Genomic DNA, 13,426 nt, shown 5'->3' on the forward strand with positions numbered 1-13,426 from the left:
TGATTAAGGAAAGATCTGTTGGAATAAGGGTATGGTTTTCAAGGGTAAAGATTTTTTGAGAGTGTTTTAAGTATGTCCTGTTGAACCAAAACCTCCTGTTCCACGGCTTTGGGTATGGCTTTGGTTGTCTTTTTGCTCTGGTTCAATGGTGCAAACATTAACTTTTGTGACAGGGGCGATGACTGTTTGGGCAATGCGCATACCGCGCTCAATTAAAAAGTCTTCCTGACCACAATTGATGAGAAGCACTTTGACTTCGCCACGGTAATCACTATCAATCGTTCCTGGGGTGTTGAGGCATGTAATACCGTGCTTTAAAGCCAAACCAGAGCGTGGACGTATTTGTGCTTCATACCCTGGTGATAAATGAAAAATGAGACCTGTTGGAATAAGAGCACGCTGCCCTGGTGCAAGGGTGAGCGTTTCTTCTTCGCCAAGGGCGGCACGTAGATCAAGACCGGCAGAACCTTCTGTTGCGTAGTGAGGAAGCTCTAAACCTTGTCCGTGTTCAAGAATCTCGACGGATAAAGTTATGGATTGTGCAGTTTTTGAAGAAACACAATTTTCTTGGTTGTTTTGCGGTGCGTTGGTTTGTGTATGCGGCATGATCAAGGTATTTCCAAAATATGAAGGCTAGAAAAATAACACTTTAACAAAAGATATCCATAAAACAAGCCGATAAAGGTTTTTTGATATAGGTTGTCCCCAGAGCTTGGCTATCTTCTCTTGTTGATCCACAAGACTTCAAAGCATGCCGAAACATTCTAAGAGCTCTTTAGGTTCTAAGAGCCCTTTGAGTATTGCCAACGATGATTTGATGCCCTCTATACGATGCCCCTCTACGCGGTCCCTGTACGATGTTCTTGTACAAAGGGAGGATTTTAAGAGAGAGCGCTGCACATTTATGCACTTGTTAAAAAAACATTTCTCAAAGTGCACGTCACACCCATTTCACGGCGGTGGTTTGTGAATGGTATAAAGATAAATTTATCGCGCCTTCCTCACTTTTACGCTTGTAGCGTAAAAGTGGGCATGATCACACGATTTGTACCAGCCTTTGCGTGTTGCCGACAGACCTTGGCATTTCTCAACAATTCATGAAAAGATGTTTTTATTATATCGTTTTATCTACATGAATTTTTCCCACTTGTAACGTGCAAGAGATATGGTTGATGTAATGTGTGAGAGAGTTGAAATGAAAGAATTTTACGGTATTCGGGTTTCTCATTCAAGTTGAATAACGCTAGATTATCTCAATCAATATGTTGTTACCAAAGCTATGGAGGGCGTGTATTTTTTTTAATATCGCCGATAATAATCTCTTAATAATCCCTGTGGCAAAAAACAAAGCTTCTCCAATGATGACTTGTAAAGAGGCGCACTAAAAAGTAAAGAGGCGCGCCAAAAAGCGATCGACATGAATTTGTTTTGAATTCAGACGATGGCACTATTAACCATTTTTTCAATAGGAGCATTGCCAACGATGGTTTGATGCCCCTATACGCGATGTTCCTAAAGGGAGGATCTTAAGAGAGAGCTCAATGACGGATTTGTACGGATTTGTATTTTTTTCAAATACTGCCGATAATAATCCCTGTGGCAAAAACCAAAGCTCCCCCAATGATGACTTGTAAAGAGGCGCGCCAAAAAGGGGTCGACATGAATTTGTTCTGGATCCAGACGATAGCACCGAGTTCGAAAAAAACAATGATACAGGCAATCACTGTTGCGACATAAAAAGAATTGATCAAATAGGGAAGCGTATGACCTAATCCCCCTAATGTTGTCATAATGCCGCTGGCAAGGCCTCTTTTCAAGGGTGAACCACGTCCTGATAATTTTCCATCATCATGGGCTGCTTCTGTAAATCCCATTGAAAGTCCCGCACCAATGGAAGCTGAAAGCCCGATCAAAAAAGTTTGATGCGTTTCTCCTGTGGCAAAAGCGGCGGCAAAAATGGGGGCAAGGGTGGAGACAGAGCCATCCATTAATCCTGCAAGACCAGGTTGAATCCATGTCAATAATGTTTGTTTTTCCGCTTTCGAAGGCTTTTTTGTCTGATTGGCTGCTGTTGTTTTTGCGGTGGAATGGCTGCCTTTATTGTTTATAAGCCTTTGCCTTTTCATAAAAGAAGTTTGCTCACACAATCCATCGGCTGTGTGTGCACGATTATGGCAAGAAAGACACAAAAGTTGTTTATAATTTTCAAGCTCTTGAAGACCCATAGCCGTAAAAACCGCGGCGTCCTTAGAGGAATAAGGTTCTAGAGCTTTTGCATATCCTAAATAGAGTGCAGCATGCTGCTCTTTCGCTTTGAGCGCTTGAAGCATCATTTTTTGTGCTGAACGAAAGAACAGAGCTTTACGTTGTACAAATGAAAAAAACGATTTAAACATTCCCTGTTCCTTTGCACTTTAGAATAATTCTAAAATATAAAAAATAAACTGAAAGTCAACCTAAAAATGAAAAACTTCAAAATGGCAAAAAGGTTGCACTGAAAAAAAGAATGCAGAGAGCTCATGAAAATAAATCAGGCAAATCAAGAAAACAAAAGAGATTTATCAAGGGGTGTTGAGAGGGAGGCGTGATTAAGAATTGAAAAGAAAATAGGCTTTGATTTTGCTAAAAAGAATATTTCAATGGAGCATTCCAATTATATTGTACGAGAGCCAATGGATTTAGGTTTGAGAATGTATGGCAAGAAATAAGCCAGCGCTATCATTCACACGATCATTTATTTGATGCGTTCAAAAAGACGATAGCAATTCTTGAAATTTGAGAGCATTTGTTGAAAAATCTCTCTCAATGCTTCAAAATTCCTTTTCGCAAGGGCGCACGTGAAGGGGTATAGCGCTAAAGTCTCCATGACATTATATAAGCGTCATTTTGTGAAAGACTATAAATTCCCTCTATGAAATCATATAAGCTCTCCCCATGAAATACTTTGAGTCTTCACATCTTGATGCTTCATAAAAGAACATGCCAATGTCATCACTTAATCTTAGTTCTCAATGTTTGCGACAGCCTTTAGCATGGTTCATGAGAAGGCATTTTTATTGGATAGTTTTCACGCCTCGCATCTCGCTTTAAGTGCAGGTCTGTCCTCTTAGGATATTATGGGCATTGAGGTGGATTTATTTGTGTCTAACAAATTATCTTTTGTATTGTAATTGGGACTGGTTTTAAAGGTTGGAATGCATAAACGAGAGAAGAGATACTCTCTATTAAATTGTGGAATGCAGTAGGAAAATTTATGCTTTATAAAGGGGCATTGTTCGCCTTGTCCCCCTTACCTTATATCTTGCATGAAAGCCCCAAATTCAGTAGGATTCTCTTATTTCAAAACTTCTTATATTGAATCAATCACAATCATTTGCTTGCGGATCAAGGGAAGGGAGAAGTCTTCATTTTGATCAATGGGATGAGTTGCAATGTGAGAAGTGCGCAATCTTTATAGATGATTACTTTTAGCATTTAAAAAAAGAATTAATTTGTGTAGAAAAAAGGGAGCATATATGGAAATTGATGAAAGTTTGGATTATTGGCGACTTTCTGATCCCATTACGTTGGTAAATGCCGCTTTGTTGATTGCTGGGATGAACCCTGCAAAGTGCAGGTTTGAGGATCGTTCGCGTCTATTGGAGAGTGATATCTATGATGATGATAATAATAATAAGTTATTATCGGCAAAATTTAGAGCGGTCTATTCCTCTATTTTGCTGGCGGTAAAGTCAGAGAGTTTAAGAACATATTCATGGAATTATGATGAATCTCAAACGACAGTTAAGGTTGAAGATTTAAAAGAATGGCTTTTATCACGGGGGCTGCGCCCTGCATTTTTCTTTCCTAAGAATGATTCTGATAAAATTAAAGATCAAAAATATGCGTTTCAAGATCCAAATCATCCGCGTTATGCTCCAAAGCTTGCTGCAGCTGTTGCGGCGTGGGAAGCGGTGAGTGAGGCTGAGAGTGGTACAAGCGTTAAAGCAACGCTTGCAGAATGGCTGCAAGAGAATGCTAAAAAATATGTAAAGAAAAATGGTGAATTAACAAAGGATTTCATTGAGCAGGTTTCAAGTGTTGCTAACTGGAAACCTGAAGGAGGCGCTCCTGCGAAAAAAGCTAGCGTTTCTTTATCAGACAAAAAAGACACTAAAAAAAGTGATCATTCTGTTTGTTCTGTTCCTTTTAATGATTCAGAAATGCCTTTCTAGGGGGGAGGATAGATTAAACTTCCCCCTAGGTTATAAGTAATTGTTTTTACATAATAAATATTCTTTATCTTTTTAAAAACGTTTTTTGTAACAATAAGTTAGGGTGAAAAAACCGCACATAAGACTGAAACCTCCCCTATAGTTTTCATAACTTACCCCCTTATTTTTTGTTGGTTTTTCTTGCGCGATTTTTATCCTGAATTTTTTCCCTAAGAATGATTCTGATGAAATTAAGGATCAGAAATATGCGTTTCAAGATCCAAATCATCCACACTATGTTCCAAAACTTGCGGCTATTGTGGCAGCATGGGAGGCGGTGAGCAAGTCTGGACCAGGTAAAACTGTTAAAAAAGCGCTTATAAAGTGGCTTCGTGAACACGCCGCTCAATACAAGTTGGTCGATAAGGATAATCGACCAAGAGAGAAGCTCATTAAGGAATTAGCAGCTGTCGCTCATTGGGAACCTACCGGAGGGGCACCTCCTAAGGTAGCTGACGATTAATTCTATCAGAAAAAAACAAAAAAAATCAATGAAATTACGTCGTTTTTTTGGGTTATTTTGAGGATGCTTTCCTATTTAGGGGGAAGTTTTTTACCTTTCTCCCCTAGATTATAACTTATTGTTTTTAAATAAGAAAATATTTTATCGAATTTCAATGACTGTTTAGAGGGGGAAAAATAGATATTGTTGGGCAGTAAAACTTACCCTCTCTTTTTCATAACTTAACTCTCTATTTTTATTGGATTTTTTTGGGCATTGTTTAATTCAAATCATTCGAATCAACTGAAATGAAGTTGAAAATGCAAAGGCATTAAAAAAGGTATTCAATATGAAACACATCTTTTCTTTTTTGACAAGACGCAAAAGCGCAAAAAACTCTCAAGGAGATGCGCCGATAAATGGATCGATATTGGAGCAGCCTGTTGCGGATGAGGTGGTGCGAAAATCATTGAGAATAGGGGTATTATCGTTTTGGTTAAAGCTTGAACTTATCATTGTGGTGGAAAAGGTCAAAGCGCGGCGCCATGCTTGCTCTCCCTAAAGAAACCTTGTTCTCTATCGCTGGGTGAAGGATTTCTCTTGAAAAATTTGCGTCATAGAAAAATCTGCTCGATGGTACAATAGGAGATGCTACAATAGGAAAAGAATATTTTCATGTTTTCTCATGATGAAAATACAAAAAGAAAAATGCTTGTATGGCGTGGGCACACTGAAAGAATATGACTGTCTAGATGATGATCGATATTCCAGTTTATCTCTTGTCAATTGATCTCTGGCCAAGGGGCGTGCTGCATAAGCTTTTGTTCTATGGTGATGGTGGTCACATGTTGAGGAATGACACTTGAAGAATAATAATTGAAGAATAATAGGGGCTTTCAAGGGGATCGAGAAAAAAGCATATACTCTGCGAGCTGTTTATTATCGTTCTCTAGAGGAACAATTGAGGGAGAATTATAATCTTTGTTATCGGGTAAGACCTCAGTTTGTTTATCGTTCCTTTTGTGTGATGAGGGTTGTGATATCATTGGATATCTTAAATTAAAGGGCATGTTTAGGAGTGCTTAAACGGGGAGGAGAATTTAAATGGGAGCGTTTAAATGAGGGAGAGCTAGGAGCACTTAAATGACGACAGGAGCGGTTTCCCACTCCTTCGTTCCTATCTCCCCTTGCGGGGAAGCGGCCACCATTACTGATGCCATATATGCTTATTTATATACGCTTATTTCTTTAAAAAGCCAATGGTGTAAATGCGGTAAATGTTTCAGCATAAGAGCAACAACTTGATGAAATTCTTCCTCCGATAACCTTGGGGCGCCCCTATGTGAGCAACTAAGACAACTTAAACTGTTGTTACATCATTGCAGATAATCCATGCTTTTTTATGTTCTATCAGAGATTTTAGAGCATAAGGACTGTTCGGTTGCGATTTTGTCGAAAATGGCAAAACCGTCACGTTACTGTAGAGTTTTGCATTCTTTAGAGAGCACGAAAACAGGATATTTTTCTGAAATTCAGGTAAGATTGAATTATGAGGAAGATTGCATCAAAAAAACGTGTCGAATGCGAGGGGCTGATTTGAGTTAAGGTTTTATATGACGGGGCTTGGTGTAAGGAGCGTTTAAATCTCCTAATTTCTCATGTTTTCGCCAGGCGGCGTGATCATGTTTCATCGCAGTATGCGAGGCTGCAAGGTGACAGATATTTAAAGGCGTGAGCGGGGGAGTGGGAGGCGTTGTGTTTTTATTCTTAGGCATGGTCGACCATTCAATATTTATCGGTTTCCTCATTTACCTATGTGATCACTTTTTCATTGTTCGCTTCTATCAAAATATTGCTGATAAATACAGAAAAGCAAAACATAAAATACAGACATTTGTTGTTTTTATTATTTTTCCTTTCTTTGGAAGAGGAGCAACATTAAACCTGCACATGAGAGAAAAAGAAAACACAAGGATACAATAAACGTTATTTCATCCGTTAAAATTTGGGGGAACGTTTGATGAGAAGAGGGTGTTTATGGAGGCTGTGTTAAGGAGATCATTTTTTGTGTTTTGGGGGCTTTGTGTTGCGTGTTTTTGCTGTGGAGACCATGGGGCTTCATGATTTTTTTTAGAGCAATGATACTGTTTTGTGGGGGTTATGTTTTATGGCCTGAAAGAATGCCTTTTGAAGCAATATAGAGGCTCATAAGGGTGAAAAGGAGGCTGGCAACAACATTCCAACCAGCAAATGAGAGAAAAAGAAAATGTGTGGGGGCTTCAGAACAAGAAGAAGGCTGAATGTTGTTTAATTGGTTAAGCAGTTGGTTAACCTTTGAGGTTTTTCGCACAGCATTTAAACCACAACTAAGCGGCGCTTCCCAAAAGCCATATTCAACACCGGCATGATAAATGGCTAAAACAAGGCTGAGGCTCATTAAGACAAAAACACATAAAAATGAAAGTTGTACCCAAGAAGACATGCGAAAAAACCATGCACCAAAACCTGCTAAGAGCAAAAAGGGTATGGCACCGTAATAGGGAAAACGCTCTATGAGACATAAATCGCAAGGAAGATACCCGCCAAGATGTTCAAAACCAAGAGCAAGACCTATGGCGCTTGATAAGCACAATGCAAGAAAAAAAGCCCATAAACTTTGTTCTTTTCTGCTGGGGTCACAATGAAGATGTTTGTTTAAAAGGGGATGTGAGGACAAAAAATATGCCATGGGGTCTATTCCTTATAAAAGCTGCTTATTAAAAAAAGCTATAAAAATCCCATAAATTAAAAGAAGACTAACAAAACTAAAGAGAATAATCCATTTGAAATGTTGTCTTAGAAAGTTCATTGTTTTTTGTCCAAAATGTTTAATAAACCATGCGAGAAGATAAAAACGAGCTCCTCGAGCAAAGATACAAATGAGAATGAAAAGTTCAAGGTGTACACTCATGACACCGGCCAAAATTGTGACAATTTTTATGGGGGGAAGATGAAAGGCACCCGATGTAATCAGTAAAATAATCAGAAATTGTAGGGTTGCACTGTTTTTTAGAGATTCAAAACTTTCAACTTTACCGTAAAATTCTAAAATGGGTTTGGCAAGGATGTCATAGGCAAAATGTCCGATAAACCAACCAACAATGCCTCCTAAAACAGAGCAGGCCGTCGCAATCAAAGCATAGCGATAAACCTGCTTTTGACGGATAAGCAGCAGCGGGATGTATAAAACATCAACGGGAATTGGAAAAACAGAACTTTCAATAAAGGCAATGAAACCAAGCCAGTGTGGTGCTGTACGCCGATTTGCTAAAGAAATCGTCCAAAGCTTTAATTTATTTAATATCATGCGTTTTTTATAAATTTAAGAGGTAAAAACTTTACAAATGTGCTTTCTATAAGTTCGATAAAGAAAATATTCCATAAAAAAAGAGAAGAAAAAGAGAGGAATTCTTAAAAAATAAGAAGTCTACTGTTGACGAATCTGTGCTTCTTCATATAGTGCAGAGAAATAATCGACAAGTGTGTCTTTTATAGCTTTAGTTTTTTATAGCACAAGTGCGGGTGTGGTGGAACTGGTAGACGCGCCAGACTCAAAATCTGGTTCCGAGAGGAGTGTCGGTTCGAGTCCGACCACCCGCACCACTTATAGATTCTATACAATATCACGTGATGTCGTTGTTTATCCCATTTCATTTATAAGTGATTGTTTTTCTGTCCTTCATTGTCTTTTATCGACGGTTTTGATATCGGATGAATCTGCCGAAAGTGCCCTTCAAAAGGTGGTTTGAAAAGGTGGTTTGAAAAGTGACTAGGGAAACAAGAACACGTGATAGATGATCTGCGTTATTTAAAAAAATTGTCTAAAGCTCAATCATGCGGATGAAGCAGGATTATGGTTTATCAAAACCGTATCCTTTTTATGAATATTTCCCTTTATCTTATTATGACGCACATATTAACGCACGTTGGAACTTATAAAACGTTGGCATTGATCAAAGAGTGTTGATGGTTTTGCTTTTTGCGTGAACGGCCTCGAATATCGTAGGGTACTTTCATTTCAAGTCTGTTTATCGTCAATCGACAAAAACCATGTTTCTTGCACGTGTACAAGCCGTATGAGTCATTTAGAGTGAAACTGTACAATAAAATGCCAATTCATGAACCTTTACCAAAGAGCGGTCTGCACTATTGGAGGCTAAGGAGGTAATGATGCCTGTTTTTTTTATTGAAGTGTAAAAATGGGAAGGTGTTTATATTATTTCATGGGCAATTGACCATGACAGCCTTTCATGAATGCTGTTGTGAAAGGGGAGTGGGGTAATTTTTCTTGAAAATAAGCCCGCCAATGAGCCATGGGTAGAGTGATTGGTTCCCTCTCGTGTGTTTGGTTTGGGGAGCTCTTTTATGACATGAGGGGTGTAAATCCAGACATGTGAGTAATAAAGGCTTGCGGCAATACATCACTCCTTTCTTGAAAAGACAGAGTTTGAAAGATCAAACACTGTTTTTCTAATGGCGTACAAGACATTGATTTATAATGATAATTCACTGTTTTGTATATTGAATGAGAGTCCCGAATAACGTAAGATGCTCTCATTTCAAATCTGTCCCATGTTGAATCAATCAAAACGACTCATTTGCACATAACAAGCGGGATGAGTGTGTGGATAAATTTGTATAAGAAAGGATTTTAAATGGTTTTTCATGAACCGTCTTACATGCCAAGGTCTGTCGCAACATTGGGCGCTGGCAAATATAATGATGGTGCCGGCTTGCTTCTTCATAAGCGTGCAGGTTACGCATTGCCACATGCTTTTGTTTCTCTTGTGTCTTTTGGGGGGCGTCTCTCACGAAGTATAGAACGCTCAAAATGGAATATAGGTCTATTGCATATTCACGGGCTGTTTTAAATAAAGTCTTTCAATGTATTCAAGTCTATTTTATGGCATTGACCATAAAGGGCATAATGATAAAGCTCGCTCTAAAAATAGTATAAAATCTATTGTACCCCCACTTTTACGTTTGTGAAGATGAAAGCTGTCGTCTTCACACACTTTTGAGCCTTCTCTAAGATGCTGTAGAGCATCCCTGAGCATTTCTCCACGGTTTATATAAAGGCATATATCCTATAAAGTAATCTCATTAAGGAAAAAGGAGGAAAACGGTGAATGAATACTGAAAAACCAGGTTGTTTGTTGATGGTTTTGCTTTACTTTGGAAGATGTGAAGAAGAGATTGAAAAATGAGCACGTACAGTGTGTTTTTTATGCTGTTACGTTATCATCATCAGTAGTAATTGATGGGCAGTATTTGTCTTGTTTTCAAGAAATATCAATGTTCTCATTTATTGCGTGATGGCGTTCATGGTATGGGGGTAAAGTTCTTATATTCCAAATGCCCTTATATGAGGTGAAAATATGAGATGAAAGGATAAAAACTTTCTAGAAGCTGAATTATTTTGCAACTATTGATGGATTATTTATCTTTCCTTTTTAGAATCCTGGTCCTTTAAGGGGAGGGAAACACAAAAAAACCCTGGTTTAACAGGGTTTTTAAATTATTTAATTTTTTCTACAAGACATTAGAATTTATAAGCAATGCCAAGGCGAAAGTCATGGGTTTGAGAGGAGATTTGCAGCTCATCATTTGCAAATTTCTGTTTAAAAAAATCGGAATAGCGATATTCTGTACGCATGATAATATTGTTTGTCATGGCAAGATCAAAACCACCACCAACAGTATAACCCGTCATTGTTTTTGTTTCATCTAATACATCCCCAGAGGCAAATACTATCGGAGCTTCTTGCGATTTTGTTAAAAGTGACTGGATATATTGTATCTGTGTGTAGGTTATCCCCCCTGCAATATAAGGCATAAGACGATGGGAAGCAAAACCAATACGCGCGCGTGCAGCGCCAGATAATTTTTCTTTCAAGGTCACACTGCTGACAACAATGTTACCATAGTTGGGAATCCTTTCATCTTGAGCAGCAGGTTTTATAATAGGAATTCCAGCTTCTTGAAAGGCTTCGTTAATTGTGTCTAATTCATCTATAATTCTCTGATCATCGCCTGTTTGCGTATTTTTCCTTCCAGAAAAGACAATGTCCGTATCAAAACCAAGAACAACGTTATTGCCTAGATCAAAATTAGACCCCACATAAACACCTGCTCTTAATCCTGATGGTTTGGGGGATAAACTTCTATCAACCCAAGCCCATTTTCCACTCTGTGCGTTTTGTGCATAATTTAAAGTGTTGTTACTGGAAAAATAGCCAATTTGTCCTCCAAAATAAAAACCAGACCAAGAAAAAGGTTCAATTCCAATAATTGGAGAGATCCGTGGCGATGAAACAGATGAAATATTTGATAATGAAATATTGGCCTTTGATGGCTTAAAAACGACCGTATCGGCTGCGTGCGCTGTTGAAACAGTCATAAAAGTGAAAAGAGAAAGTGCAAGTAAACATTTTGTGTTCATAAAAACATCCCCAATTTATTTATAATACGTAATGTATTGTATATAAATTGGTTAAAAAAATCTATACTTAATTTCATTATGAAAAATAAAATATTTAAAAAATCTATGATTATTCATTGTTAATCGTTTGTTTAATGTATTTTTTACTATTTTCCCCTCTATTTCTCTGGTTATTTCTATATGTTAAAAACATTATTTGAAACATTATGGCGTAATAAATGCGCTTTTTATGCGTTTGAAATGCTGTTAATTTTATAGAAATTAAAAACATTATTTATTTTAGTTTCAAATAAATATTCTATTATGGTTATTACTTTTATGCCTCGTCTTCAATTAATATTAAAAAGTGTACGATGGCATTTTTATATTTTTTACGCGTTTCCAATATTATGAATGTTCTTATAGTGTAATAGCTTTAGGGATTGGAGAGAATGAACGAGTTTATTATTTGATCTTTATCCTTTTACGTCTGCTTTAGGCTTTTGAAAGCGAAACGCTGTCTTTCTCATGGCGTGCAGGTAATGGCGTGCAGATTACGCATTGCCTTATTTTTGTTTCTCTCGTGTCCTTTTGGGGGACGTCCTTCATGAAGCATGGAACGCTTAAAATGGAATATTAGGTCTATTGCATCTTTGCTGGCTGTTTTAAATAAGTCTTTCAATGTATCTATGCCCATTTTATGGCACCAACCATAAAGGATATAACGATAAAGCTCGTTCTAGAAATAATATAAAATCTATTGTTTTCTCACTTTTGCGTTTGTGAAAAAGAAAGTTGTCATTTTCACACACTTGAATCTGCCCTAAAATACACACTTGAGTTTGCTCTAAGATGTGCCGCGCTTCCCTTCGCATTTCTCGACGGTTTATGAAAAGGCATGTCTTTCCTGTATCGTTTTGCTTCACACGGCTCTTTTGTCTTGTGATGTGCAATTATCTTGTGGTGTGCAAACAGATAATTTTGATGGGGGCACCATGAGAGAGATTTAAAATAAGAAAATCTTTATGGTATCTTGGTTTTTATTCAAATTGAATAATGCAAATATTATTACAAATCAATAGGTTGTTATCGATTATAGCTCCCAAGACGTGTCGTCTTTCTTTTTCACTTTGTCAAAGAGACGTTGTCAAAGCTGTTATTTCAAGTGGGGTGATGGGGAGCATCTAAGACGAGAGTCTAAGAGCCCTGTTCCAACAGCCGTTCCACCTTGGATTAAAAGCTGGAGGAATAAGGACCGAAATTTAAAATGAATACTGTGGGTTATCATCATCATCGGGGCATGGTGCCCCGATGTTTTTGATGGATCACGGTTTAGAGAGCTTTGCCTCTTCTTTAATTGGGCTCTTTATTGGGGCGCGATCATCTTTTTTAAGGTCAACCAGACGGTCATAATCTTCTCCTAAAAACGCCGGCTTTAAGAGCTTGTGTGCGCAAAGTTGTATCATTTTTATGGGCAGCTTTGGCAATTTCAGCGGCTTTTTCATAGTTAATTTCTGGGGCAATTTTGGGGGCAAGGGCTGTGACCAACATCAGTGAGCATTCCTATGAGCACGTGAATATGAACACGATTGTTACGCAAGTCCTTAGACAAAACATTGGGATGCAATGGAGATCAAAAGAGCGCATGCAATTATTTTCAAGTGGGGTGATGGGGAGCATCTAAGACGAGAGTCTAAGAGCCCTGTTCCAACAGCCGTTCCACTTTGGATTAAAAGCTGGAGGAATAAGGACCGAAATTGAAAATGAATACTGTGGGTTATCATCATCATCGGGGCATGGGGCCCCGATGTTTTTGATGGATCACGGTTTAGAGAGCTTTGCCTCTTCTTTAATTGGGCTCTTTATTGGGGCGCGATCATCTTTTTGGGGTCAACCAGACGGTCATAATCTTCTCCAGAAACGCCTGCTTTAAGAGCTTCGGTGCGCAAAGTTGTATCATTTTTATGGGCAGCTTTGGCAATTTCAGCGGCTTTTTCATAGCCAATTTCTGGGGCAAGGGCTGTGACCAACATCAGTGAACGCTCCATGAGTGCGTGAATATGAACACGATTGGCACGCAATCCTTGGACACAATGGAGATCAAAAGAGCGCATGCAATTATTTTCAAGTGGGGTGATGGGGAGCATCTAAGACGAGAGTCTAAGAGCCCTGTTCCAACAGCCGTTCCACTTTGGATTAAAAGCTGGAGGAATAAGGACCGAAATTGAAAATGAATACTGTGGGTTATCATCATCATCGGGGCATGGGGCC

General features: G+C 38.4%; 9 protein-coding genes, 1 tRNA gene and 3 pseudogenes. 5 read left to right on the forward strand and 8 right to left on the reverse strand.

All coding sequences use genetic code 11. From position 1 onward, the window contains the following. Nucleotides 1-66 precede the first annotated feature (66 nt). Together dut and AC6ER8_RS01465 are read right to left on the reverse strand one after the other, a co-directional pair. Complete coding sequence (gene dut, locus AC6ER8_RS01460) at nt 67-606, reverse strand: dUTP diphosphatase (RefSeq protein ID WP_497078745.1); 540 nt, start codon at nt 604-606, stop codon at nt 67-69. Nucleotides 607-1,571: 965 nt separating this feature from the next. Continuing rightward, nucleotides 1,572-2,396, reverse strand: coding sequence for a VIT1/CCC1 transporter family protein (locus AC6ER8_RS01465; protein WP_497078747.1), 825 nt, complete (start codon nt 2,394-2,396; stop codon nt 1,572-1,574). Nucleotides 2,397-3,515: 1,119 nt separating this feature from the next. On the opposite strand from AC6ER8_RS01465, the gene AC6ER8_RS01470 reads away from it, so the two are divergent. The 3 genes from AC6ER8_RS01470 (at nt 3,516) to AC6ER8_RS01480 (ending at nt 5,257) form a co-directional block, all read left to right on the forward strand. Next, complete coding sequence (locus AC6ER8_RS01470; RefSeq protein WP_497078748.1) at nt 3,516-4,214, forward strand: hypothetical protein; 699 nt, start codon at nt 3,516-3,518, stop codon at nt 4,212-4,214. Nucleotides 4,215-4,512: 298 nt separating this feature from the next. Beyond that, complete coding sequence (locus AC6ER8_RS01475) at nt 4,513-4,716, forward strand: hypothetical protein (protein WP_497078750.1); 204 nt, start codon at nt 4,513-4,515, stop codon at nt 4,714-4,716. A 328-nt stretch (nt 4,717-5,044) separates the two neighbouring features. After that, nucleotides 5,045-5,257: a hypothetical protein gene (locus AC6ER8_RS01480; RefSeq protein ID WP_497078752.1), complete on the forward strand. Its 213-nt coding sequence runs from the start codon at nt 5,045-5,047 to the stop codon at nt 5,255-5,257. Between the two features lie 664 nt (nt 5,258-5,921). Here AC6ER8_RS01480 and AC6ER8_RS01485 read toward each other — a convergent pair. From AC6ER8_RS01485 to AC6ER8_RS01495, 3 genes and pseudogenes are all read right to left on the reverse strand, one after another. Further along, nucleotides 5,922-6,470: pseudogene (locus AC6ER8_RS01485) on the reverse strand (type II toxin-antitoxin system PemK/MazF family toxin). Between the two features lie 383 nt (nt 6,471-6,853). Then, nucleotides 6,854-7,423: a disulfide bond formation protein B gene (locus tag AC6ER8_RS01490; protein ID WP_497078753.1), complete on the reverse strand. Its 570-nt coding sequence runs from the start codon at nt 7,421-7,423 to the stop codon at nt 6,854-6,856. 12 nt (nt 7,424-7,435) lie between these two features. Next, the gene (locus AC6ER8_RS01495) at nt 7,436-8,041 is read right to left on the reverse strand and encodes a YqaA family protein (RefSeq protein ID WP_497078755.1); all 606 of its coding nucleotides are present in this window, start codon (nt 8,039-8,041) and stop codon (nt 7,436-7,438) included. A gap of 211 nt (nt 8,042-8,252) precedes the next feature. On the opposite strand from AC6ER8_RS01495, the gene AC6ER8_RS01500 reads away from it, so the two are divergent. Both AC6ER8_RS01500 and AC6ER8_RS01505 read left to right on the forward strand, forming a co-directional pair. Continuing rightward, nucleotides 8,253-8,337: transfer RNA gene (locus tag AC6ER8_RS01500), tRNA-Leu, on the forward strand. A 1,052-nt stretch (nt 8,338-9,389) separates the two neighbouring features. Further along, the gene (locus tag AC6ER8_RS01505) at nt 9,390-9,605 is read left to right on the forward strand and encodes a hypothetical protein (RefSeq protein WP_497079711.1); all 216 of its coding nucleotides are present in this window, start codon (nt 9,390-9,392) and stop codon (nt 9,603-9,605) included. Between the two features lie 671 nt (nt 9,606-10,276). Here the strand turns inward: AC6ER8_RS01505 and AC6ER8_RS01510 are convergent. The 3 genes and pseudogenes from AC6ER8_RS01510 to fumC (AC6ER8_RS01520) form a co-directional block, all read right to left on the reverse strand. Next, on the reverse strand, nt 10,277-11,176 hold the full coding sequence (locus AC6ER8_RS01510) for an outer membrane protein (RefSeq protein ID WP_497078757.1): 900 nt from the start codon (nt 11,174-11,176) through the stop codon (nt 10,277-10,279). A gap of 1,345 nt (nt 11,177-12,521) precedes the next feature. Continuing rightward, nucleotides 12,522-12,817: pseudogene (gene fumC / locus AC6ER8_RS01515) on the reverse strand (class II fumarate hydratase); the annotation flags it as partial. A gap of 200 nt (nt 12,818-13,017) precedes the next feature. After that, nucleotides 13,018-13,284: pseudogene (gene fumC / locus AC6ER8_RS01520) on the reverse strand (class II fumarate hydratase); the annotation flags it as partial. Nucleotides 13,285-13,426 lie beyond the last annotated feature (142 nt).

The sequence above is a fragment of the Bartonella sp. SL320 genome (assembly GCF_059687635.1).

What these genes read in the sequence shown, in the direction of transcription:
- dut (WP_497078745.1), bottom strand. Translation starts at nt 606, where the DNA reads ATGCCGCATACACAAACCAACGCACCGCAAAACAACCAAGAAAATTGT.
- AC6ER8_RS01465 (WP_497078747.1), bottom strand. Translation starts at nt 2,396, where the DNA reads ATGTTTAAATCGTTTTTTTCATTTGTACAACGTAAAGCTCTGTTCTTT.
- AC6ER8_RS01470 (WP_497078748.1), top strand. Translation starts at nt 3,516, where the DNA reads ATGGAAATTGATGAAAGTTTGGATTATTGGCGACTTTCTGATCCCATT.
- AC6ER8_RS01480 (WP_497078752.1), top strand. Translation starts at nt 5,045, where the DNA reads ATGAAACACATCTTTTCTTTTTTGACAAGACGCAAAAGCGCAAAAAAC.
- AC6ER8_RS01490 (WP_497078753.1), bottom strand. Translation starts at nt 7,423, where the DNA reads ATGGCATATTTTTTGTCCTCACATCCCCTTTTAAACAAACATCTTCAT.
- AC6ER8_RS01495 (WP_497078755.1), bottom strand. Translation starts at nt 8,041, where the DNA reads ATGATATTAAATAAATTAAAGCTTTGGACGATTTCTTTAGCAAATCGG.
- AC6ER8_RS01505 (WP_497079711.1), top strand. Translation starts at nt 9,390, where the DNA reads ATGGTTTTTCATGAACCGTCTTACATGCCAAGGTCTGTCGCAACATTG.
- AC6ER8_RS01510 (WP_497078757.1), bottom strand. Translation starts at nt 11,176, where the DNA reads ATGAACACAAAATGTTTACTTGCACTTTCTCTTTTCACTTTTATGACT.